This window comes from Kitasatospora sp. NPDC005856, assembly GCF_040629945.1.
GTDB lineage: Bacteria > Actinomycetota > Actinomycetes > Streptomycetales > Streptomycetaceae > Kitasatospora.
This window is the reverse complement of record NZ_JBEXWT010000036.1, coordinates 30,013-52,177: the sequence shown is the minus strand read 5'-3', so window position 1 is coordinate 52,177 and position 22,165 is coordinate 30,013. Positions and strand designations below refer to the sequence as shown.

The following is a 22,165-nucleotide window of genomic DNA, read 5'->3' as shown; positions in this document are numbered from 1 at the left end:
GCGGTCCCGCCACACTCACGGAGGATCTGATGCACCGTTCCGCCAAGCGCACCGCCACGGCCCTCCTGCTGGCCGCCGGCACCTTGATCGTTCCGCTTGCCGCCGCCGTCCCCGCCGGTGCCGCACCCGCGGCCGCACCCGCGCTCGCCGCCTGCAACGTGTCCTACGGCGACAAGGACAGCAGCAGCTGGCACGCGAGCGCCAAGAACGGCGTCAACATGCGCAGCGGCCCGAGCACCAGCTGTGCGGTGCTGGGGGTGTCCTACTCGACCCAGCTGATCGACTACCACTGCTTCGTCTCGGCCAGTGACGGGACGTGGACCTACGTCCGCAACGACGCCACCGGGGTCAAGGGCTGGATCCGCGACGACCTCCTCACCGACCGCGGCAGCGGCGTCCGCTGCTGACCCACCACCCCCTCACCCGCCGTCCGACCGGCGGCGCGGACACCCCGCGCCGCCGGTCCGGCATCCGTGACACCGTCCGGGCGCGCCGCACGCCGGCCCGGTCGGACGGGCGAGACGCCGGCCAACTCCGAGACGATCAACCGGACTTCCTTCCCGAGCCCGGGGAAAGTGATCCAGACCCCCGCCGGGCCGTCGCCGACTTGACGCAGCGTCGCCGGTCCTTGGCAGTGCGTCCCGCCGTCCCTCGGGAGCCGCCGAGCGGAAGGCTCCGGCATCTAATCTCCTTGGTGGGAGCGGCCGTTCCACCCGGAAGCGGCCCGCTGTCACCTAGGGGAGGGGAATTCCATGACCAAGATGCGTACTTTCGCCGCGGCCGCCGTCGCCGCGGTCTCGCTCGCGCTCGGAGCCGCCGCCACGCCGGCGTCGGCGACCACGACGAGGGCCGACTGCAGCACCTGGAACGACAACAACACCGTCGGCGTCTACTGCGCCGACTACCCCGACGCCACCACCTTCCGAGCCGTCGCCAGGTGCAACAACGGCACGACCGTGCACGGCCCCTGGCAGCCGGTCGGCAAGGGCGTCTGGAGCTACGCGTACTGCACCAGCGTGGGCTCCTCGCTCATGCTCGGCGGATACCAGACCGCCTGACGCCACCGGTCCGCCCCGGCGGCCCGCAGCCGGCGGGCACCGGAGGTCGTCGAACTCCCCGCCCCGGAGCCGAAGCCGGTCTGTGGAACCACAGGCCCGGGCAACCGAGTCGTCTCCGGAGGACGGGGAGTCCGAATTCGACGTCGACGGGAGCCCGGATGCGCCACGGATGGCCGACCGACCAGGAGCTGCGGCAGACCTTCCACGCGGAACTGGAGCGTGTGCTCACGGGCGGGGGACCGCGTTCCTGCACCGGACTGGACAACGACACCGACGACGCGCTCTGGGCGATCGCCTCGGCGGAGCCCGCCGACCGCGAGGCTCTGGTGCCGGCCGCCTACCGGGCCTTCGCCGGCCAGTTGGACGGCAGCAACGCGGCTCGCTGGCACGAGGAACTGGAACTCCGGTTCGCGGAGCGCGAGCGGCGGCGGCAGAGCGAGACGGGGTGAGACGGGATGAGGGGGGCGGGCTCGCCCCACATGACCGTCGAGCACGGTCAGATGCCGTGCTCCTCCTTGTCGTGGGAAAAGAGGTTCATGCTCGGGCGCGACCTGCCGAGCTTTCCGGCGGGCGCTCTCCGGACGCTCTGCCGGATCCGCGGGTGGTGTCGCGGGTGGTGTCGCGGGGGTCCGCCCGGCCGCCACAGGACACCGTGTCCGGGAGCTGCTCCCCGGCTGCTCGCCCCCGCGCCGGCGGCGACTTGGCGCAGCGTCGCCCTCGACCTGACGGCGTTCTCGCAGCCCGGCGTGCACGGCGCCCCGGTCAAGCGCTGGGTCACCGGCGTCGGCGCCGGTGACGGTCAGCGCTACCAGTACTACGCGGACACCGTGATGAACGGCGGACGGTTCTGGTCCGACTGCGGCACCTACAGCGTCCAGACCTTCGAGGTCTCCGACGTCCACCTGTAGCCGCCCGGCCGTCGACGTCCCCGGCCCGGGCGCCCGCTCCAGGGGGAGCGCCCGGGCCGGGGACGTCCCGGTGCCGGCGTCAGCCGCGCACGTGCAGCCCGAAACCCGTGCGGCCCACGGGTTCCAGTCCCTCCTTCAGGTGCAGCGAGGGGATCTCGTAGTCGCCGAAGTTCTGCCGCCGGAACGCGATCGGTTCGGTCGACTCCAGGGTGAGCAGGCGTTCCTCCCAGGCCTTCGCGACGTCCGGGTAGTCCGCGTGGGTCATCCGGTCGGTGCCGTACAGCACGAACGGCGGCAGCACCTCGAGGCCGGGGTAGTAGAGGATGCCGTGCTGGAAGGGGAACAGCAGGTCGTCGACGGGGCCGTTGATCCCGCGAGCGGTGTAGTGCGACTCCGGGCCGCCGACGGTCACCGACAGCAGAGCCCTCCTGCCCGCGAGGGTGCCTTCGCCGAAACGCTCGCCGTACTTGGTGTCGCTGTGCTCGCCGACGCCGTACGCGAAGCGGTGGGTGAACACCCGGTCCACCCAGCCCTTGAGGATCGCGGGCATCGTGTACCACCACAGCGGGAACTGGAAGACGACCGTGTCGGCCCACAGCAGCTTCTCCTGCTCGGCGAGGACGTCCGGAGAGAGCGTGCCGGCCTCGAAGGCCCGGCCGGAGTCCCGGGCGATGCTCAGCGGACTCGAAGCCTCGGGGCCGTAGTCCGCGGCGTCCACGACCGCCTTCCAGTTCATCGCGTACAGGTCGCTCACCCGCACCTCGTGCCCGGCGGCCTCCAAGGTGGACACCGCGAGGTCCTTCAGCGAGCCGTTGAGCGACTTCGGCTCCGGGTGGGCGTGGACGATCAGCGTCTTCACGGGAACTCCTTCGGATCGGATGCCCTCGATCCTGGACGCCGCGGCGCCCGGCGTTCAGGGGCGCCGCTTCCGTCGGACTGGACTTCCTGGTACCGACAGGACCACCCTCACGGGCCACGGACCAGGCGATACTGAGGACATGGACGATCTCGCGGGTTTCCTGCGGACCCGGCGTTCCCGGGTCGACCCGGCCACCGTCGGCATCCCCGTCGACAGCCGCCGCCGGGTCGAAGGGCTGCGCCGCGAGGAGGTCGCGCACCTGTCCGGCGTCAGCGTCGACTACTACGTACGTCTGGAGCAGGGCCGCGCGACCCAGCCCTCCGAGCAGGTCCTCGACGCGCTCGCCGGTGTCCTCGGCCTCGACGAGACCGAACGCGGGCACCTCCACCGCCTCGCGCGGCAGCGCCGCCGCCGCACGACGGTGTCGGGCGGCCGGGTCCGGCCGGAGCTGCTGCGGGTCCTCGACCTGGTCGCCGGCGCACCCGCGCTGATCATGAACCACCGCCTGGACGCGCTCGCCGGGAACCGCCTCGCCGGACTCCTCTTCGGCCGCCCGATGCCGGGCCTGAACACCGCCCGGCACCTCTTCCTCGAGGAAGCCGAGCACGGCCTCTACGCGGACTGGGAGAACTGCACCCGCGACGTGGTCGGGCACCTGCGCCTGGCCGCCGGCAAGTATCCGGACGACCCCCGACTGGCCTCGCTCGTCGGGGAATTGGCGATGGGCAGCGAGCGCTTCCGCCGTCTCTGGTCCCGTGCGGACGTGCGTGCCCGCGCGCATGGACGCAAGGCGTACCGGCATCCCCTGGTCGGGCTGCTGGAACTGCACCAGGAGAACTTCGCACTGCCCGACGAACCGGGCATCGAGCTGCTGGTGCTGTCCGCGGCCCCGGGCAGCCCCGCCGAGGACGGACTGCGCCTGCTCGCGGGCCTGGGCGCGGACACCGCGGACACCGCGGACGCGCGTCCCCCGGTGAACGCCCGGATCCGCGAGTAGGAGGACATCCGGCCCGGCCGGGGAAAGACTCCGCCGCTACGCTGCCTCCGCCGCCTCCGCGTCGGCGATGTGGCCGCGCAGCATCGCGTCCATGACCGCCATGTACCGCTGGGTGCGGGGGCCGCCGAGGAGGAAGGGGTTCGCGGCGCCGGGCGGTTGGTGCCGCAGCTGTTCGGCGCGTTCCAGGCCGTGGTCGTTCGGGTGGTTGGAGAGCTCGACCTCCACGTTCGTCCGGCGCATGACGGCCCGGAAGGAGCGGACGGAGGCGAGGAGGGTACGCAGGCCCGCCACCGTCGAGGGCGGCTTGAGGCCGCCCCACAGCATCGCGCTGTGGTGCCGGCGGCCCGCCCGGACCGGGATGACCGGGGACACGGTGCCGGGGGTGTGTCCCGGGGTGTGGTGCAGCTCGATCGTCGTGCCGCCGAGCGTGAGCTGCTCGCAGTCCGCGATGTCGAGGTCGCGGACGGGGGCGTCGGCGGGGCGGGTGCGGGCGAGGAGGTCCCAGTCGGCCGCGGACATGTGCACCCGGGCGCCGTAGCGGTCGGCGAGGGTCTGTGCGCCGCCGAAGTGGTCCGCGTGGCCGTGGGTCACGACGACGTGGCGGATCGCCGCCGGGTCGGCGCCGACCGCCCGCAACCCGGGGATGATCACGCCCTCGGCATCGGCAGGTGAGGTGAGCGCGTCGATCAGCACGATGCCGTCGTCCGTCAGCACCGCCATCGCCGAGACCCGGCCCGTGCTCAGCAGCACGAGGTTGTCGAACAGCTTGACGGGCGCGGGCGCGGGCGCGGGCAGCGGGGGAGGGACGGGGCCGGGGGTCAGCGCTGTCACCAGGGCCCGCAGCACGGGGTCGTCGGCGGCGAGGCGGCGGGCGCGGTCGTAGTGCGGGCGCCCGGCGGACGGTGCCTTCGCCGAAGCGCGGGCGGCGGACGCCGCCTCGGAGGGGGCGGCGGCCGAGGCCGTGCCCGGCAGGGCGGTCGGCGCGGCCCCGGCGGTGAGACCGAGGACGGCGAGCTGGGCGAGGCGGCGCCGGGTGAAGTCGGCCTCGGTGGCGGTCCGGCGGGTGGGGCGGATCATCGCGGTCGGGGCTCCTGGTCGGTCGGGGACGGTCAGCCGAGGGCACTGACGACGGTCTTCGTCGCCTGGGCGATCAGGGCGTCGTCGGAGGTGGCGCCCGCCTTGCCGCGGTCGGACAGGACGACGACCACGATCGGGCTGCGCCCGCCCGACGGCCACGCCACGGCGACGTCGTTGCGTGTGCCGTAGCCCGCGTTGCCGGTCTTGTCGCCGATCCTCCAGTCGGCGGGCACCCCGGCGCGGATGTACGGGCCGCCGGTCGTGTTGCCGACCAGCCAGTCCGTCAGCAGCCCGCGCCGGTCCTCCGCGAGGGCGTCGCCGAGCACGTAGCGGCGCAGGTCGGCGGCGAGGACGCGCGGTGTGCTGGTGTCGCGGGTGTCGCCCGGGGTCGCCTCGTTGAGGGTGGGTTCGGTGCGGTCGACGCTGGTGGTCGAGTCGCCCAGGTCGCGCAGGGACTGCTGGACGGCCGCCGGGCCGCCGAGCTCGGCGATGACGAGGTTGGCCGCGGTGTTGTCGCTGTACTGGATGGAGGCGGCGGCCAGGTCACGCAGCTTCATGCCGGTCGCCACGTGCTGCGAGGTGATCGGCGCCCACGCCAGCACGTCCTCCTGGCGGTAGGGGACGACCTTGTCCAGGTCCGCGTCGGAGGCCTTCCGCAGCAGGGCCCCGGCGGCGAGCGACTTGATCGTGGACGCGAACGCGAACCGCTCGTCGGCCCGGTGGGTGACCTCCCGGCCGCTGCCGGTGTCCACCGCGAACACGCCGAGCCGGGCACCGAACCGCTGCTCGAGTGCCGCGAAGGAGTCCTCCGCCGAACCGGTCGCGGGCACGCCCGCCACCCCCGCGCCGGGGGCCGTCGCGCTCGACTCCGTCGCGCCCGGAGCCGTCATGCCGGGGGCCGCCGCCGTCGAGGCGCCGTCCGTCCGGTCGCACCCGCCGATCAGCGCGGCCACGAGCAGGGCCACCGCGGGCAGCGCGGCGCGGGTGCGGTGGAGGTCGGGCGTCATCGGTCGTCTCCCAGGTGGCTCGTGCGGTCGCGGTCGCGGACGCAGTTGCGGTCGCTGTCGCGGTCGCGCGACGCGGTGGCTCATGCCGTCGCCGTCGCGCCGTCGCGCTCAGCTAAACAGGCCGCCGACCACCCAGTCCAAGACCGCAATCGTGAAGTGGGCGATAGGAAAACACCTATGATTGCTGCCCATGGACCTGCTGGGGCACCTCCGCCACTTCCGAGCCGTCGCCGAGGAACGGCACTTCGGCCGTGCCGCCGAGCGCCTGCGGATCGCCCAGCCCTCGCTCTCCCAGCGGATCCAGCGCCTCGAACGCGAACTCGGCGTGACCCTGTTCGACCGCGGCCCGCGCGGCGTCGAGCTCACCCCGGCGGGCCGGCTGCTGCTCGCCGAAGCCGAGGAGACGCTGGACAGCGCCGCCCGCCTCCTCGCCACCGCCGCCGACCTGCGCAGCGGACGGGCCGGCACCCTGCGCGCGGCCGTCCCGCCCGAACTCGGGCCGGCCACCCTGGCCGCGCTGCTCACCGGCTTCGAGACCGCCTCCCCGGGCACCCGGCTCGAACTGCGGGAGCTGCCGGTCGCGGCCGTGGTGCGCGAACTCGCCCAGCACACCGTCGACGTCGCCGTCGTCCGTCACCCCTGCCCGGCCGACGGACTGGCCTTCGGCCCCGTCCTGCACCAGCCGCTCGGCGCGCTGCTCGCCGCCGGCAGTCCGTACGCCGACCGCCCGGAGCTCGCGGTGGCCGAACTGACCGGCCTGCGCCTGGTCCTCTTCCCCCGCGCCACGGCCCCGGCCCTGTACGACGAGGTCCTCACCACGCTGACCAGGCACGGTTGCACCCCCGGGGCCGTCGTCGACCCGCCGGGACCGGACGTGGCGGGCGCGCTCGTGCTCACCGGCAGCGCCATCGCCCTGGTGCCGCGCACCACACCCCCACCGGGTACAGTCTGGCGTCCGCTCACCGGCACTCCGCTGGCCTGGCGGACCTCCACGGCCTGGCCGGCCGGGCGGGGCGGGCCCGCCGTCCGGCTGTTCGCCCAGGCCGCCCACGAGGCGCTGACCGGCCCCGGCGGCCTGCTGCCCCAGCCGCCCAACCGCCCGCTCTACCCCCGGCCCGCAATGGAGTTCCCGCTATGACCAGCGACCGCACCGGAGCGAACCGCACCGGAGTCGAGCGCACCGGAGCCGGCCGCACGGCCGTCGACCGCGCGGCCGTCGACCGGGCCCCGTACGGCCGCGCCGCGCGCACCCGCATCGCCGCGGCCTTCGCCGACGCGGGCGTCACCGGCTGGCTGCACGCGCGCGACCTCGACACCGGCGCCGAGATCGGCCTCGGCGCCGACACCGTCGTCAGCACCGCCAGCGTCCACAAGGTCTGCCTGCTCGTGACGCTGTACCGCGAGGCCGCCGCCGGACGGATCGACCTGACCCGGCAGGTCGACGTCCCCGCTGCCGGCCGCACCCCCGGCGGGACCGGCCTCGCCGCCATGCTCGACGCCGCCCGCCTCTCCCTGCGCGACCTCGCCTACCTCACCGCGGCCGTCAGCGACAACACCGCCGCCGACACCCTGTGGGACCAGATCGGCCTCGACACCGTCAACCGCACCATGGCCGACCTCGGCCTGAGCCGCACCGTCGCCGTCCACAAGCTCCGCGACCTCATCGCCGCCCTCGCCGAGGACACCGGCCCGGACTCCCCGGTCGACCCCGCCGTCGTCGCCCGCCTCAGGGTCCTCGACCCCGCCTTCACCAACCACAGCACCCCCCGCGACATGACCACCCTGCTCGCCGCCCTCTGGCACGGCGACGCCTGCCCCGGCGACCACGGCGCCGCCCTGCGACGCCTCCTCGGCCTCCAGGTCTGGCCGCACCGCCTGGCCTCCGGCTTCCCCTACGACGACGTCCGCGTCCACGGCAAGACCGGCACCCTCCCCACGCTGCGCCACGAGGTCGGCGTCGTCGAATACCCCGACGGCGGCCGCTACGCCCTCGCCGTCTTCACCCGCGCCGCCGCCACCACCATCACCCTGCCCGCCGCTGACGCCGCCATCGGAACCACCGCCCGCCTCGCCGTCGACGCCCTCCGGGCACGGGCGGCGACCGGCGCGACGGGCTGACCCGGCCCGCCCCGGGCCGGGCCGGGCCGAAACCCGTCCCCGTACGGGCGGAGCGGACGCCGCCCCACCTCCGGCCGGTCCCGTCGGAGCCATCGACCGCACGGCCGGTCCATCCCGTGAAAGGATGGCGGTTTCGCGACAGGGGAGGCGAGGCGGTATGGGGCTGGACTACAGCTACGAGATCTTCATGCCCCCTCGGAACGTCGGGAGAGCACTGACCCGGCTGGCCGAGCTCGCCCCCCGGGGCCGCGACACACCGCCGCTTCCGGTGACCCTGCCGGGCGGCGAGCAGGTGATCGTGCCGTTCACCTCGGGGTTCACGAGCGAACCGGTCGACTGTTCGGCAGGCGGCACGCTCGAACTGGACACCTCGATCGTGATCGGCGTCGACGACGCGGTGCGCGAGTTCTTCCTCAGCGATTTCACCAGGGTCGACGAGCGAGGACGGGTGCCGGTCGGGTACGTCTACCTGACCGTCAGGTTCTCGCCCGCATGGCACCCGGACTTCGCGTCGCTGCAGTTCACCGCGGCCACCTCGGCCATGAGCCGGATGTTCGCGCGGTCCGCGAGCGTCAGGAAGGTGTTCACCGGCCTCACCGCCGCCACCGGTGGCGTGTGCTGCCTGCTCGACACCGAGACGGACACCTTCGACATCTGCTGGCTCAACGGCGAGGCGGTCAGCGACGAGACCGTGCCGGGCGCCCGGTTCCCGCGCTTCCACGAGCTCGTCGCCGCCTGGCGCGAGCCGCCGGAGTAGCACGGGACCGCGCCCGCCCGCGGAGGACGACACGGCGCAGGTGCTCGCGGGCCGTGCGCATCCCGACGCCGCCACCGGTCACCGGACCGAACACGGGCGCCCCGACCGAACACGGGCGACCCCACCGAACCCCCTTTCCACCACGTAACGCATGAACACGAAGGAGACACGTCCCGTGGCCAGCCCGACCGAGACGCTGGAGTTCCAGGCGGAGACCCGCCAGCTGCTGCAGCTGGTGATCCACTCGATCTACTCGAACAAGGACATCTTCCTGCGCGAGCTGATCTCCAACGCCTCCGACGCCCTCGACAAGCTCCGCCTGGAATCCCTCACCGCCACCGACCTCGCGGTCGACACCTCGGACCTGCACATCACCCTGGAAGTCGACCAGCAGGCCCGCACCCTGACGGTGCGGGACAACGGCATCGGCATGACCCGCGAGGACGTCGTCGACCTGATCGGCACCATCGCCAAGTCCGGCACCGCCAGCCTGCTGGCCAAGATCAAGGAGGCCAAGGACGCGGACGCGGCGCAGAGCCTGATCGGCCAGTTCGGCGTCGGCTTCTACTCGGCGTTCATGGTCGCCGACAAGGTCACCCTGCAGACCCGCCGCGCCGGCACCGAACAGGGCACCGCGTGGGAGTCCGACGGCGAGGGCAGTTACACCGTCGCGCAGGCCGACGGCCTGCCGGTGGGCACCTCGGTCACGCTGCACCTCAAGCCGGCGGACGGCGAGGACGGGCTCGGCGACTACCTCGCGGCGTGGAAGATCCGTCAGATCGTCAAGCAGTACTCGGACTTCATCCGCTGGCCCATCCGGATGGCCGCCGAACCCGTCGGTGCGGACGCCGAATCCGGTGCGGCGGACGAGGCCGCGGACGAGGCCGCCGGCGCGCCCGAGACGCTGAACTCGATGAAGGCCCTGTGGGCCCGCCCGCGCAGCGAGGTGACCGAGGCCGAGTACCACGACTTCTACCAGCAGATCAGCCACGACTGGCAGGCCCCGGCCGAGACCATCCACATGCGCGCCGAGGGCACCTTCGAGTACGAGGCGCTGCTGTTCATCCCCGCCCACGCCCCGTTCGACCTGTACTCCCGCGACACCAAGCGGGGCGTGCAGCTGTACGTCAAGCGCGTGTTCATCATGGACGACTGCGACGCGCTCATGCCGAACTACCTGCGCTTCGTCAAGGGCGTCGTCGACGCCCACGACCTGTCGCTGAACGTCTCCCGCGAGATCCTGCAGCACGACCGCCAGATCACCGCGGTCCGCCGACGACTCGTCAAGAAGGTCCTCGCCGCCCTCAAGAGCATGCGGGCCGCCGACACCGACGCCTACACCGCGCTGTGGGAGCAGTTCGGCCGGGTGATCAAGGAAGGCCTGCTCGAGGACCACGACAGCACCGACGCGCTGCTGGACCTGGTCTCGGCCGCCTCCACCCACGACGCCCGGAAGGAGACCACGCTGCGCGAGTACGTCGCGCGGATGAAGGACGGCCAGGACACCATCTACTACCTGACCGGCGAGAACCGCCAGATGGTGGAGAACTCCCCGCACATGGAGGCCTTCACCGCCAAGGGCTACGAGGTCCTGATCCTCACCGACCCCGTCGACGAGGTCTGGACCGACCAGATCCCCGCCTTCGAGGGCCACCGCTTCCAGTCCATCGCCAAGGGCCAGGTCGACCTCGACGACGCCGACACCGACGGCGGTGACGAGGCGAAGGCGGAGAAGGCCCAGCGCGAACAGGACTTCGCCGACCTCCTCGGGTGGCTGCAGAGCACCCTGACCGAGCAGGTCAAGCAGGTCCGCCTCTCCACCCGGCTCACCACCTCCGCCGCCTGCCTGGTCGGCGACGCCCAGGACCTGACCCCCACCCTGGAGAAGATGTACCGGGCCATGGGCCAGGACCTTCCCCCCGTGAAGCGGATCCTCGAACTCAACCCCACCCACCCCCTCGTCACCGCCCTGCACCAGGCCCACCGGACGAACCCCGACGACGCGACCCTCGCCGACATCGCCGAACTCGTCCACGGCAGCGCCCTGCTCGCCGAGGGCGGCGACCTGAGCGACCCGGCCCGCTTCACCCGGCTCCTGACCGACCGCCTCACCCGCAGCCTGTAACTCCCCACGGGTACGGCCCGCCGCCGCCGGAAGCGCCCGGCGGGCCGCACCGCACGCAGCGGCCCGGGGCCGTACCGGCACGGCGGGCCGCCCTGCCACCCACGCGGGTGACAGGGCGGCCCGGGCGCCGGTGGTGCTACTTCTGCCAGCCGATGGTCTCGGGCAGCGGGCTGTAGAAGATGGTGGCACCGACGTTGGCGAGGCCCTTGCGGATGCCGTAGGTGGAGGGACCGCTGTAGAGCGGCAGGAAGGCGTACTGCTGGAGGGCCTTCTGCTCGACCTTGTTGACGGCCGCGATCTGCCCTCCGAGGTCGGCGATCTCCGCGGTGGCGCGGATCTCCGCGTCCAGCTCGGGGGTGCCGGCTCCGGTGATGTTGGAGTCACGGTCCGAGCAGTAGAAGTCGCACAGGTACCGCGCGCCGAAGGGGTCCGTCGAGCGGTTGCCGGAGATGAACAGGTCGAAGCGGCGGTCGCTGAGCACCTTGGAGAAGTCGTTCTCGGAGACCTTGTTGACGTCCACCTTCACGCCGACGGCCTTGAGCATCGCGGTGAACGCCCCGGCGGTGGCCTTCTCGACGGGGTCGTCGCCGAGCAGGGTGTAGCCGAGTTCGAGCGCCCTGCCGTCCTTGGTGCGGATGCCGTCGGCCCCGGGCTTCCAGCCGGCCGCGTCCAGGGTCCTGCGTGCCTCCTGCGGGTCGTACGTCAGCACGGCGGCGACGTTGTCCTGGTAGCCCTGCTGGAAGCTGTAGAGCACCGCCGAGCCGGGCAGCGGCTCGCTGTAGTCGAGGCCCTGGAACCGGATCTTCGCTATCTGCGCGCGGTCGATGCTCTCCTGCACCGCCTTGCGGACCTGGATGTCGCCGAGGAGCGGCGACGAAGAGCAGGCCGCCCAGGATCTCGACCTTCCACGGCATCAGGTGGTTCGACAGCGCCAGGTGGACCTCCGCGCCTCCCGCCCAGGTGGTGAAGGTGGCGCCGGGCTCCGAGGGGTAGGTCCAGGCGCGGTCACCGGTCACGGGGGCCGGGAGCAGGCCGACGTGGTTCCAGCCGGCCGGGACGGTCACGCGGATGTTCCAGTGCGAGCAGCTCGGTTCTCCCGACAGCCGCGCCACCGTGCAGCCGGCGGCGCTCCGCGGCGGCGCACTCGGCACGACGGCGCTCCGTTGACGGTCGCCCCGATGCCCGGCCGGCCGGCCCTGCTCACCGACGTCCGAGTGGAGCCACCACGTGCAGCTCCACTCCATCGTGGCGAACGCGAGACCTCTTACAGAGCGTCACCAGGGCCTGGGGCCAGGAGCGCTCTGCGCTCTCTTGCCGGGGACGACAGGCACTGGCGGACCGGCAAGATCCAGGACTACTGTTGTGTCAGGCGACAAAAGCAGAGCGACCCCCCGCGGGGTTGAATCCTCCGAGGCCGGACCGCGTCAGGGATCCGGCGGATACGTTTTGACGCAAGATATCGTTCCCTGTTTTCAGGGGGTGAATTCCGGCAGAACTTCAACGAATCCAGTCCTAGCCCCGACAAGGGTGTCGCCGCCCCTGTCCGCGAGTTCGGATCTGAGGGGATTCCGCAGGTCGGCGACGCTTCATGACAGTCCCCGATGCTGTCATGGCAGTCCACAATGTGGAACAGCCCCGAAGCTTTCCCAGGCGAGTGCGAGACGATGACTGATTTCAGGGATGCCGAGCAGGCCGTCAACGAGTCCAGGCAATTCTTCATGGAGGACGCGAATATCCACAGGATTCGCTACCACCTGCTCCGGCTCGGGGCCGTCGCCCCGCTCACCGAGCAAGAGGTAGGCGAGCTGGGAGAATTCGCTCGGCTCATTTTTCTGGGTGACGGTGCCGCGGCCGACGTGGGCGCCAAGATCGTGGGGCGGCCCGATGCGAGCCCGCTGGCCGTCGCCATCGTCTCGGTGATCCCGAGCAACGCGGACTTCGAGTTCCCCGCGGCCGACCCCAAGGAGGTGCTGATCAGCGCGATCGCTGGTGCCTACCTCTGCACCGGCGGCCTGTCGGGAGTCGACCGCTCCCTCGTGGCGCCGCTGGGAGCGATCGCCGGAGCAACCGCCGCGCTGCTTCGGCCGATCGTCACGCAGCGCATGAGTGAGGTCCCGTTGGACGACTATCTGCGCATGGAGGACTGACCGGCCGGGGGAGGGGCACCGACCGCATCGAGGCCACGGAGCCACGGCCGAAGCCCTCGGCCTCATCCCGGCCTCCGCCCGCTCACGCCCGTCCGGCGCACGGACGACGGCGTCCGGCATGACCACCAGCGCACCGTCGTAGCGGCGGCCCAAGCCGTCGTGGCTCTTCCACACGTCGTCGAGATCGAGCGAGCCGTGCGTCCTGACCGGGCGGGTGCCGACCAGTTCCCAACGCGACGCCTCGTTCTGCCCGACCGCCTCGACCAGCTTCTCGGGCTCCACACCGCGTACGGCGAACGGGTAGAGGTAGACCAGCTTTCCCCGTCCCACCCGCAGCCACCGATCCCCTGCCCGCCGCTGCAGTTCGAGCAGGCCGTACCGTAGCGCCCGCAGCTCGCTCACGCTGTTTTCGTCGGCCGCGATGACCTCGTCCGTCTCGGCCCGGCGCAACTCCTCGACCGCGGGGTCCAGCGAGGCGCCCGAGGCGTAGAACGCGGCAAGCGCCCGGGTGGCCATGGCCGTCGTGCGCTGCCAACGGTCGTACAGCCGCCCCAGCTCCATGACCTGGTCCGCGACGTCACCATGGATCCGGCGGAACCGCTTCGAAGCGCCCCGCAGCAACCGGACGGCCCGCCGAGCCCACAGGGCCGCCTCGTCCGCCGTCTGCGCCCGGACGTCCAGCAGGCCGCTGGTCATGGCACCCGCCCTCCCGCGGCCGCACGGTGCGCCGGTCCGACCGGCCGTCCCCGTCCGGCGGCACGCCCACGTTCCAGCGTGGGAGTCCCCAGATCATTCCGGTGTCCACACCCCGCTGAGACAACCAGTCGTACAGCGGCTCCACACCGCCATCGTCCCACCGCGCCATCCGGCGGGCAGGACCAAGACGCGGTGCACACGAGGCCGGCGAGCCGCCCACTGTCCCCGCCTGCCACCAGGACCGGGCCGCCGCCGTACGGCGGGCGGAAGGCCGGCGGCAGTCCACGCCGGCCAAGCGTCATGAGCGCCTCATGAGGTTGCCAGTGCGATGTTCATGCGATGAAAAATGCTGCGCTAGGAGAGTTGTTCTATGCTGCCTTTCCGGATAGGAGGTATGTGATGTCCGAGATCTTCGCGGCGGTGGACGCGCTGCTGGCCAAGGCCCGCGACGGCGGTGACCTGCCGGAACCGGCCGAGCGGGAACGACTGCGCAAGGCCGCCGGCCTGACCCAGGTCGAGGTGGCCGAGGCCCTGAAGACCCGGCGGGAGACGTTCGCCAAGTGGGAGAGCGGCACCGCACAGCCGCGGGCCCCCAAACGCGGCGCGTACGCCTTCCTGCTCGCGGGACTGGCCGACATCCACGGCACCCGGGGCCCGGACGGCTGGCTCACCCTCGCCCGCCGGGCCCGCCCCCTCGACACCGACACCGACGCCACCACCGAGGGGGAGTGACCCGCTGATGGACCGCAAGACGTACACCGCCGAGCTCGCCGGTCTGCGCGAGCTGCGCACCGGGATCACGGCCGCCGAGAAGCAGGTCGCGGCCGCGCAGAAGGAGCTGGACAAGCTCACCGCCCAACGCGCGCGCCGCGTGGCCGGGCTCGCGGGGTACGAGGGCGCCCAGGCGCCGGCCATCGCGAAGGCCTCCGGGCTGACGCTGGCCGACGTCGTGCGGATCGCCCCGCTGCTGGACCCGACCCCGGCCGCCGTCCGCGCCGCCAGGGCCGACAGCCAGGCCGCCGCTGCCGCCGCCGCACCCGCCCCGGCGCCCGAGGCCGCGCCCGCCGCCGAGCCCGCGAGCGCGGTCGCTCCGGCGCTGACCCGCACCGCCGCCGCACCCGAGCAGCCGGCCCCGGCCCCGGTCGAGGTCGAGGTCGAGGCCCAGGCCGTCGCCGTGCAGCCCGCCCCGGCCGCGCCCGCCGCCGCGCCCGCCGCCGCGCCGGCCGTCCGGACGGCTCCCGCTGCTCCGGTCGCCGTCGGGCCGCGCGAGCTGCCCACCCTCCCCGAGGGCCCGGCGGGCGCCCGGTTCGAGGCCGTGACGACCGGTCTGTCCTCCAAGCGCCCGAACTTCGTCCAACAGACCCGCGCCACGGTGTTCCTGGACGCCACGACCGGCGACCTCGCCGTGCGCGACCGCGTCGTACGGCTCGACCTCGGCACCCGCACCCCGGGCGAACTCCTGGACGCCGTCCTCGCCGCCGCACCCGGCACCGAACGGATCTACATCACCGCCGGCGCCCCCTGGCACGACGGCGCCGAGCGCCACAGCACGCTCAAGGACGCCGTCGCCGCCTGGCTGAACACCCCATCGGAGCGGTGGACCACCGCCGTCGGCTCCGGCCGCGACAAGCTGGCCGGCCACTTCGTCCACCAGCGCCAGCCCGTCGGCCGCTACGCCCCCGCCGCCGCGCCGGACGGCGCCACCACCGAGATCCGCTCCATGGGGGAGTGGTTCGACCCGGACGGCGCCGACGTCGTCACCTGCCGTCAGGCGTTCACCCTGCTGTGGCAGGCGCTGCGCCGGCACTGGGACGACGCGGTCCTGATGGGCTCGCCCTCGCAGACCGGCCGGGACCTGTGGTCGCGCACCGTCCCCACCACCGGCAGGTGGGCGGGCGGCTACCCGGTCCTCAGCGAGGAGCTGCGAGGCCTGCTGCACGTGACCGGCGGCCAGGGCCGCACCGAGCTGATCCTGCCCCCGCGCGTCCCGGAACAACTGCCCGCCCTGGTGGAGTACGACCGCACGTTCGCCTACGCCAAGCACCTGTGGAAGTCCCCGGTCGGCACCCCGCGCCGCGTCACCGCCGCCGCGTTCGCCGCGATGAGCGAGCAGGAGCAGGTCAAGGCCCTGATGAGCTGCTCGCACTGGAACATCCGCGTGACCGTCCCGGCCGGCTGGAACCACGTCGGCCTGCTCCCGGCCCCCGTGACCGGTGACCGCGCCTGGACCTACCCCTCGGAGCCCGGCGCCACCTTCACCACCTGGGCGGGAGGCGCGGAGGTCCACCTGGCGCTGTCGAACCACCTGATGCCGTGGAAGGTCGAGATCCTGGGCGGCCTGCTCTTCGAGGACGGCAAGCCGCTGGACGAGTGGGGCAAGCGCCTCAAGTCGGCCTGGGCGGACCTGACCAACCTCTCCCGCGTGCACGGCGACGAGCGCCAGCGGCAGGCGGCCTACCTCGCGTCCCGCGCCGTCCGCTCCGTGCTGCTGTTCGGCCTCGGCGGCTTCGCCCAGCGCCCCCGCCTGGTCTCCGGCACCACCCCGATCGGCGAGGCGCTCCCGGCCGGCGTGGAGATCCTCGGCCAGGACGACCAGGTGGTGACCTGGCAGCGGCAGGCCGGCTTCTCCCGCGACCCGTACGCCCACCCCGAATGGGCCGCCTACGTGTGGTCCGGCGCCCGGGCGGCGCTGCTGGACATGAAGTACCGCCAGGGCAAGGAGGTCATCGGCCACGCCGGTGCCCTCCACGCGAAGCCCGGCACGGTCGTCTACTTCGGCACCGACGGCATCGCCCTGACCGAGCGCCAGCCCTGGCCCTACCGCGGCGAGCCCGGGGACTACCTCCTCAAGGGCCACCTCACCGGCCCCGTCGAGCACCCCACCAGCCAGGAGCAGTACCTGAAACTGCGCGGCCTCGGCCGCGCCGAACTCGCCGCCGCGAAGGGAGCCGACCGGTGAGCCCGGCCGACCGGAGCCGGCCGAACGAGGCCGCCCGCCTGACCCAGGATCTGATCGACGAGGGCTACACGAAGCGCCAGGTCGCGCAGATGCTCGGCCGTGACGCCTCGCTCGTCTCGCAGTTCTTCACCAAGGGCAAGGGCGCCGCGTTCGTGAACGCGCTGCGCCAGGTCGTCCGTGCGGTACGCGGCGGCGAACGCGACGCCGAGGTACTCGGCGCCGTCGCGCAGGAGAACGTGCAGCGCCGCCGCACGAAGACCGGTCAGAAGGCCCGGGTGCGGGGCAAGGACGTCATCGGCACCCCGGGCGGGAGCATGGCCGGCCGGGCCGGGAAGCAGGCCATCAGGTCCGGCGCCGCGCACCTCGCCGGCGTGATCCACGCGGCCGCGGCCGCGGACGGTCGGGTCGCCCTGACGGTGCGCATGCTGTCCCGCTACTTCATCCTGTCGGCCGGGTCCAGGCAGGACTCGCCCGGCATCCGGCGCGGCGTGGTGCCCCGCGAGGACGGCACGGAGGAGCGCACCTACGGCTCCGCCGCCACCGGCGGCTTCCCCGCCGCCGAGTGGTCGCGGCGGGTCGCGGACTCGCACGGCGACGTCGTCCACGCCGTGAAGACCTGGCTGGTGGAGAGCGGCCGCGCCACCGAGGACGCCGAGATCGTCTACCTGGAGATCCGCACCTGGACCCCCACCGGCCACCAGACCTCCGAAGTCCTCATCGGCTGACCGGCGGCCGATCCCGCCCGGTACCCGACCGCCCTCCCGCACCACCCCGGCCGACGAAGGAGAACCGCCGCCGTGGAGACCACCACCACCGCCGCCGAGCAGGACGCGCCGGCCGCTCCGCGCGCCCAGGCCGAGCCTCCCGTCCCGGCGCAGCCGTCCGGCACCACCGCGGTCAACCCGCTGCCGCTGCACGGGTTCCAGAAGGACGCGGTCGCGGCCGCGGTGCGCGAGGTGAAGGACGGCGGCCGGGCGACGGTCGTCGCGGCGACCGGCTCCGGCAAGACGCTGATCGCGGCCGGCTGCGCCCGCCGCCTGGCGGCGAAGGGCCGGGTGCTGGTGCTGGTGCCGACGATCGAGCTGCTGGAGCAGACCGCCGAAGCCTGGTCGCTGCGCGGCGGCCGCCGGGGCCTGGCCGTCGCGGCCTGCTCGCGCGAGGAGGCGCTGGAGAGCGCCGAGGCCGGCGGCCGCGTCCACGCCCGGGTGACGACGCAGGCCCCGCGGATCGCCGACCTGGTCGCCGCCGAGAAGGCCGGCGAACCCGTCACCGTGTACGCCACGTACGCCTCGCTGGAGCGGATCGTCCAGGCCCACCGCGACTTCCGCCTCCCGGCCTGGGACCTGGTCGTCGTCGACGAGGCCCACCGCACCGCCGGCGCCGAGGGCAAAGCGTGGGCGGCCGTCCACGACGACACCCAGGTCCCCGCCGCGCGCCGCCTCTACTTCACCGCCACCCCGCGGATCGCCGACGACCGGCGCGCGAAGGACGGACTGGCCGACCTCGGCGACGCCGACAGCGAGGGCACGGCGAAGCTGCCCGCGCTCTGCTCCATGGACGACGAAAGCATCTACGGCCCCACCGTCTTCACCTGGACCCTCGGCCAGGGCATCGAACACGGCTACCTCGCCGACTACCGCGTCCTGGTCCCCGTCGTCACCGACGAGGACCTGCGCGAACTGCTCCGCCTCCCGGCCGTCGCGGACCTCCGCACCCAGCGCTCCAACGAGGAACTCCTGCGCCTGGCCCTGCAGATCGCCGTGCTGCGCGCGGTCGCCGACCTCGGCCTGCGCCGGGTCATCACCTTCCACTCCCGCGTCAGCGCGGCACGGGAGTTCGCGACCACCCTGCCGGACGCCTCGGAACTGCTGCCCGACGCCGAGCGCCCCGAGCGGATCCGGGCGAAGGCCGTGGCCGGCACCGACCGGCTCAAGGACCGCCGGGCCGCGTTCACGGAGTTCAAGAACCACACCGGCGAGGACGGCGAGGAGTGCGGCATCCTCGCCAACGCCCGCCTGCTCTCGGAGGGCATCGACGTGAGGGCGGTGGACGCCGTCTGCTTCGCGGACCCGAAGTCGTCCGTCATCGACATCGTCCAGGCCGTCGGACGGGCGCTGCGCCAGTCCTACCGGCAGGGCAAGGTGTCCTGGGTCATCATCCCGGTCCACCTCCCGACACCCGAGGTCGGCGACGACACGGCCACCGCCGACCCGGCCGAGATCCACGACGCCGGCGAGGCCGTGAAGGCGGAGGCCGACACCGAGATCGAAGCCAGCTCCTTCCGCACGATCTGGCGGGTCCTGCGCGCCCTGGCCGCGCACGACGCCCGGGTCGTCGGCCGGATCACCGAGTTGCGCGCCCACCGCTCCCAGGGCACCGCGCACACCACCGCGGCCGAGCCGGCCGAGGGCGAGGCCGCCGCAGCCGGCGGCGGCGCGGGGGAGCAGCGGTCGGCGCCGGTGGAGTCGCCGATCGAGTGGCTGAAGATCGACGCCCGCCGGCACGCCGCGCGGATCCTCCAGACCGTCAAGCTGCGCGCGTTCAACCCGCGGGCCGTCGAGTGGCAGCGCATGCACGCCGTCGCCACCGCATTCCACCTCCGGCACGGCCACCTCGACCCCACCGACAAGACCGAGCACGCCGAGCTGATCTCCTGGCTCACCCGCCAGCGCCACCTGGGCGGCCGGCACCTGCTCGACCCGGCCCGCGTCTCGGAGCTGGACGCACTGGGCATGATCTGGTCCAAGCACGCCAACGCCTGGGAACGCGGCCACGCCTACGCCAAGGCCTTCCACCACCAGCACGGCCACCTGGCGATCCCCGCGACCGCGAAGCTCGACGACTACGCGGTGGGCGCGTGGATGCGCCGCCAGCGCAAGGCCGAGAACCTCACCGCCGACCAGGCTGCGAAGCTCACCACGCTGGACGAGCTGTGGCGCCTGGAGCCGGACTGGAACCGCTCCTACCGCCGCCTGCTCGCCTACCTCGCCGCCGGCGGCACCCTCACCGGCCCCGCCAACCGCACCGGCCTCGGCGACGACCCCGCCTTCCGCCCCGGCACCTGGCTGCGCAAGCAGGCGACGGCCCGCACCGAGGGCAAGCTGACCGACCGGCAGACCGCGCTCCTGGACGCCCTCCACCGGCATGCCGAGACCGTCGCCGGCTGAGAAGCCGTGGATTCCGTCCGCCCGACCTGACCGCGTGCGGCCATGGCGCTGGTTCCGTTCCTCCTGCCGAACGGCTGGGCCGAACAGAAGCGACACGTGATCGTCATCCCGGACACCAGTCTGGTGCGCGTCGACTACCTGGGATGAAGCCGACTTCCTGTGGCGGCGCCCCGGACGACCGCCGGAGCGTCCTGCGTGCCGCCGAGTGCACCCGGCGGGCTCGTCAGCCCACCTCGGCGAGGGCGAACCCCTCCCGGTCGGGGCCCGCGTCGGCGATCCGCTCGCCGTCCGGGCCCCACGCACCGCTGCGGCCCGTGCACGGGCCCGCCTCGCTCGGGCCGAGGAGGTCGGCCAGGACCACGTACAGCCCGAACTCCCTGGCCCGTACCGGATACACCTTCTCGAACGAGTCGTTGTCGGCGTCCAACGCCGAGCTCGCCAGATAGACGGTGCAGCCGTCCGAGGCGGCCCGCTCGGCGATGTCGGGGAAGCGGTTGTCGTAGCAGGTGGCGAGCGCGAACCGGACGCCGTCGAGGGTGAAACGCCCGTCGGCGGTGCCCGGGGCGAAGACCTCGGCCTCGACGCCGTACAGATGCCTCTTGTCGTAGCGGGCGAGGAGCGCGCCGTCCGGGCCGACGACCAGCGAGGTGATACCCGCCCGGCCCTGCGCCCCGGCCATGAGCACGGGCCCGTTGACGACGGCCGCCGCCCCCGTCGCGCGGCAGGCCTCCCGTACCGGATCGAGCCGGGCGTCCGCCTCGGTGAGACGAGCGGCCGGGGTCGCGCGGATGAGGGTCGGTTCGTAGCCGGTGAGGGCCAGCTCGGGGAAGACGACGACGCGCGCGCCCTCGGCACCGGCCCGGCGGATCAGGCCGGACACCGTACGGACGTTGCCCTCGACATCCCCGGCGGCCGGGGCGAACTGCGCAGCTGCGACGATCACACCCGCCATCATCCCGCCCGCCCGCCACGGGCGGAACCCCGGGGGCCGTGGACGTCCTTGATGTCGACCCACGTCCTGGGGGGGCATTCTTCCAGGGCAAACGCGTTCGAGTGCTGGTGGGAAAGCGTCCGGCTGAGCGTGCTCACCTGATCAGAGCAGGGCTGCCCGCCTCACCCGCGCCTTCGCCGAATCGAGGACTTAGCGTGACGTCATGCGGGCGCGGCAGCCCGCTCTCGTGAGATCCATCTGGGGGGTTGGTTCCCTGGAGGTTCGATGAAGGGGATAAGCGGTAGATTTCTCGCAGCATCGCTCGTGGCCGTGCTGCCAACTCTCGTCCCGTCGGCGGCGCACGCCATCACCGGTGGAAACCCGGTTTCGAACGGTGATCTGGCGTTCGTGGCCGAGGTGCGCAATACCGCCGTCGGCGGCCTCTGCACGGGTTCCCTGATCCACCCCAGCTGGGTTCTCACCGCGGTGCACTGCTCGGTGCCGACCTCGGTCGGCGACATGACGGTGCGGGTCGGAAACAACATGGCGGCCACGGGCGGACAGATCCGCGGAATCAAGCGGATCCTGCGAAACCCCGCCTACATCGGCGGACACAACGACGTGGCCCTGCTCGAACTCAGTTCCCCCATCACCAATGTGACTCCCGTTCAGCTTGCCGTGCCGGCGCAGGCCTTCCTGTGGGACGGTGTGGCCGCAGGGCCGTTCACGCAGTTCGACCAGGGGATAGCCACCGGCTGGGGACTGAACGCAGCCGGTGTCCTGCCCAGCCAACTGCAGTTCATCAGCGTCTTCATCACGCCGCCGCAACCGGACAATCTCGGAATCAAGAGAATCATGGTCGACAAGGGCCCATGCCCGGGCGACAGCGGCGGCCCGCTCCTGGTGACCCCGCAGGGCGGCGGTGACACCGTGCAGGCAGGTGTCCTGAAGGGGGCCAGCTGCGGCGGTGCCGCCTCGTACAGCGAGGTGGGGGCCGGCCCCAACCGTGACTGGCTGCTGAGCCAGCTGACCAAACTGCCCTACACCCCGTTCGGGGTGGCCGATTGGGACCGCGACGGCCACCAGGACATCATTGCCCGCAACGATGCCAGTGGTGATCTGTTGCTGTACCCGGGGGAGAGCAGCCGTGGCTACAGCAGTGCGCAGCCGGTCAGGATCGGCAACGGTTGGCAGGGTTTCACGCCGTTCGGGGTGGCCGACTGGGACGGCGACGGTCACCAGGACATCGTCGTCCGCAATGACGCCAGTGGTGATCTGTTGCTGTACCCGGGGGAGAGCAGCCGTGGCTACAGCAGTGCGCAGCCGGTCAGGATCGGCAACGGTTGGCAGGGTTTCACG

The 22,165-nt window shown here is 72.8% G+C and carries 19 protein-coding genes and 1 pseudogene; 14 read left to right on the top strand and 6 right to left on the bottom strand.

Annotated features, from left to right (window positions below):
* The first annotated feature begins 29 nt into the window (after positions 1-29).
* The 4 genes from ABZ449_RS22280 (at position 30) to ABZ449_RS22265 (ending at position 1,966) form a co-directional block, all read left to right on the top strand.
* Positions 30-407 carry an SH3 domain-containing protein gene (locus tag ABZ449_RS22280; RefSeq protein ID WP_360348460.1) on the top strand — a complete coding sequence of 126 codons (378 nt, stop codon included), beginning with the start codon at positions 30-32 and terminating at the stop codon, positions 405-407.
* 345 nt (positions 408-752) lie between these two features.
* Positions 753-1,058 carry a hypothetical protein gene (locus ABZ449_RS22275; RefSeq protein WP_360348457.1) on the top strand — a complete coding sequence of 102 codons (306 nt, stop codon included), beginning with the start codon at positions 753-755 and terminating at the stop codon, positions 1,056-1,058.
* 158 nt (positions 1,059-1,216) lie between these two features.
* Positions 1,217-1,507, top strand: coding sequence for a hypothetical protein (locus tag ABZ449_RS22270; protein ID WP_360348454.1), 291 nt, complete (start codon positions 1,217-1,219; stop codon positions 1,505-1,507).
* Positions 1,508-1,804: 297 nt separating this feature from the next.
* The gene (locus ABZ449_RS22265) at positions 1,805-1,966 is read left to right on the top strand and encodes a hypothetical protein (RefSeq protein ID WP_360348452.1); all 162 of its coding nucleotides are present in this window, start codon (positions 1,805-1,807) and stop codon (positions 1,964-1,966) included.
* A gap of 79 nt (positions 1,967-2,045) precedes the next feature.
* On the opposite strand, the gene ABZ449_RS22260 is transcribed toward ABZ449_RS22265, so the two are convergent.
* Entirely contained in the window at positions 2,046-2,825 is a 780-nt protein-coding gene (locus ABZ449_RS22260; RefSeq protein WP_360348449.1) for an NAD(P)H-dependent oxidoreductase, read from the bottom strand.
* Positions 2,826-2,964: 139 nt separating this feature from the next.
* Here ABZ449_RS22260 and ABZ449_RS22255 point away from each other — a divergent pair, with 139 nt between their 5' ends.
* On the top strand, positions 2,965-3,822 hold the full coding sequence (locus ABZ449_RS22255) for a helix-turn-helix transcriptional regulator (RefSeq protein ID WP_360348446.1): 858 nt from the start codon (positions 2,965-2,967) through the stop codon (positions 3,820-3,822).
* A gap of 36 nt (positions 3,823-3,858) precedes the next feature.
* On the opposite strand, the gene ABZ449_RS22250 is transcribed toward ABZ449_RS22255, so the two are convergent.
* Both ABZ449_RS22250 and bla read right to left on the bottom strand, forming a co-directional pair.
* Complete coding sequence (locus ABZ449_RS22250) at positions 3,859-4,899, bottom strand: MBL fold metallo-hydrolase (RefSeq protein ID WP_360348443.1); 1,041 nt, start codon at positions 4,897-4,899, stop codon at positions 3,859-3,861.
* 32 nt (positions 4,900-4,931) lie between these two features.
* Entirely contained in the window at positions 4,932-5,906 is a 975-nt protein-coding gene (gene bla, locus ABZ449_RS22245) for a class A beta-lactamase (protein ID WP_360348440.1), read from the bottom strand.
* A gap of 190 nt (positions 5,907-6,096) precedes the next feature.
* Between bla and ABZ449_RS22240 the strand changes: the two genes are divergently transcribed.
* The 4 genes from ABZ449_RS22240 to htpG all read left to right on the top strand — a co-directional run bounded on the left by ABZ449_RS22240 (position 6,097) and on the right by htpG (position 10,906).
* Positions 6,097-7,044 (top strand): LysR family transcriptional regulator, encoded by a 948-nt coding sequence (locus tag ABZ449_RS22240; RefSeq protein WP_360348437.1) that lies wholly within the window; start codon positions 6,097-6,099, stop codon positions 7,042-7,044.
* Positions 7,041-8,024 (top strand): serine hydrolase, encoded by a 984-nt coding sequence (locus ABZ449_RS22235; RefSeq protein WP_360348434.1) that lies wholly within the window; start codon positions 7,041-7,043, stop codon positions 8,022-8,024. The genes ABZ449_RS22240 and ABZ449_RS22235 overlap by 4 nt, the downstream gene beginning before the upstream one ends.
* A gap of 157 nt (positions 8,025-8,181) precedes the next feature.
* A complete protein-coding gene (locus tag ABZ449_RS22230; RefSeq protein ID WP_360348431.1) occupies positions 8,182-8,781 on the top strand; it encodes a hypothetical protein in 600 nt (199 codons plus the stop codon).
* A 175-nt stretch (positions 8,782-8,956) separates the two neighbouring features.
* A complete protein-coding gene (gene htpG / locus ABZ449_RS22225) occupies positions 8,957-10,906 on the top strand; it encodes a molecular chaperone HtpG (protein ID WP_360348428.1) in 1,950 nt (649 codons plus the stop codon).
* A 136-nt stretch (positions 10,907-11,042) separates the two neighbouring features.
* Here htpG and ABZ449_RS22220 read toward each other — a convergent pair.
* Positions 11,043-11,768, bottom strand: a pseudogene (locus tag ABZ449_RS22220) (ABC transporter substrate-binding protein); the annotation flags it as partial.
* A 745-nt stretch (positions 11,769-12,513) separates the two neighbouring features.
* Positions 12,514-13,749 carry a hypothetical protein gene (locus ABZ449_RS22215; RefSeq protein ID WP_360348425.1) on the bottom strand — a complete coding sequence of 412 codons (1,236 nt, stop codon included), beginning with the start codon at positions 13,747-13,749 and terminating at the stop codon, positions 12,514-12,516.
* A 399-nt stretch (positions 13,750-14,148) separates the two neighbouring features.
* Here ABZ449_RS22215 and ABZ449_RS22210 point away from each other — a divergent pair, with 399 nt between their 5' ends.
* From ABZ449_RS22210 to ABZ449_RS22195, 4 genes are all read left to right on the top strand, one after another.
* Complete coding sequence (locus tag ABZ449_RS22210; protein WP_360348422.1) at positions 14,149-14,481, top strand: helix-turn-helix domain-containing protein; 333 nt, start codon at positions 14,149-14,151, stop codon at positions 14,479-14,481.
* A gap of 7 nt (positions 14,482-14,488) precedes the next feature.
* Positions 14,489-16,708: a hypothetical protein gene (locus tag ABZ449_RS22205; protein ID WP_360348419.1), complete on the top strand. Its 2,220-nt coding sequence runs from the start codon at positions 14,489-14,491 to the stop codon at positions 16,706-16,708.
* Positions 16,705-17,433: a helix-turn-helix domain containing protein gene (locus ABZ449_RS22200; RefSeq protein ID WP_360348416.1), complete on the top strand. Its 729-nt coding sequence runs from the start codon at positions 16,705-16,707 to the stop codon at positions 17,431-17,433. Before ABZ449_RS22205 ends, ABZ449_RS22200 begins: the two co-directional genes overlap by 4 nt.
* Positions 17,434-17,505: 72 nt before the next feature.
* Positions 17,506-19,875, top strand: a complete 2,370-nt coding sequence (locus ABZ449_RS22195) for a Helicase associated domain protein (protein ID WP_360348413.1) — start codon at positions 17,506-17,508, stop codon at positions 19,873-19,875.
* A gap of 223 nt (positions 19,876-20,098) precedes the next feature.
* Here ABZ449_RS22195 and ABZ449_RS22190 read toward each other — a convergent pair whose 3' ends face one another.
* A complete protein-coding gene (locus tag ABZ449_RS22190) occupies positions 20,099-20,827 on the bottom strand; it encodes a carbon-nitrogen hydrolase family protein (protein ID WP_360348553.1) in 729 nt (242 codons plus the stop codon).
* A gap of 303 nt (positions 20,828-21,130) precedes the next feature.
* On the opposite strand from ABZ449_RS22190, the gene ABZ449_RS22185 reads away from it, so the two are divergent.
* Positions 21,131-22,165 (top strand): trypsin-like serine protease (locus tag ABZ449_RS22185; RefSeq protein ID WP_360348410.1); only part of this gene is annotated, 1,035 nt, incomplete at its 3' end.

Coding starts and splice junctions, on each gene's coding strand:
- ABZ449_RS22280 (WP_360348460.1), top strand. CDS start 30: ATGCACCGTTCCGCCAAGCGCACCGCCACGGCCCTCCTGCTGGCCGCC.
- ABZ449_RS22275 (WP_360348457.1), top strand. CDS start 753: ATGACCAAGATGCGTACTTTCGCCGCGGCCGCCGTCGCCGCGGTCTCG.
- ABZ449_RS22270 (WP_360348454.1), top strand. CDS start 1,217: ATGCGCCACGGATGGCCGACCGACCAGGAGCTGCGGCAGACCTTCCAC.
- ABZ449_RS22255 (WP_360348446.1), top strand. CDS start 2,965: ATGGACGATCTCGCGGGTTTCCTGCGGACCCGGCGTTCCCGGGTCGAC.
- ABZ449_RS22250 (WP_360348443.1), bottom strand. CDS start 4,899: ATGATCCGCCCCACCCGCCGGACCGCCACCGAGGCCGACTTCACCCGG.
- bla (WP_360348440.1), bottom strand. CDS start 5,906: ATGACGCCCGACCTCCACCGCACCCGCGCCGCGCTGCCCGCGGTGGCC.
- ABZ449_RS22240 (WP_360348437.1), top strand. CDS start 6,097: ATGGACCTGCTGGGGCACCTCCGCCACTTCCGAGCCGTCGCCGAGGAA.
- ABZ449_RS22235 (WP_360348434.1), top strand. CDS start 7,041: ATGACCAGCGACCGCACCGGAGCGAACCGCACCGGAGTCGAGCGCACC.
- ABZ449_RS22230 (WP_360348431.1), top strand. CDS start 8,182: ATGGGGCTGGACTACAGCTACGAGATCTTCATGCCCCCTCGGAACGTC.
- ABZ449_RS22215 (WP_360348425.1), bottom strand. CDS start 13,749: ATGACCAGCGGCCTGCTGGACGTCCGGGCGCAGACGGCGGACGAGGCG.
- ABZ449_RS22210 (WP_360348422.1), top strand. CDS start 14,149: ATGTCCGAGATCTTCGCGGCGGTGGACGCGCTGCTGGCCAAGGCCCGC.
- ABZ449_RS22205 (WP_360348419.1), top strand. CDS start 14,489: ATGGACCGCAAGACGTACACCGCCGAGCTCGCCGGTCTGCGCGAGCTG.
- ABZ449_RS22190 (WP_360348553.1), bottom strand. CDS start 20,827: ATGGCGGGTGTGATCGTCGCAGCTGCGCAGTTCGCCCCGGCCGCCGGG.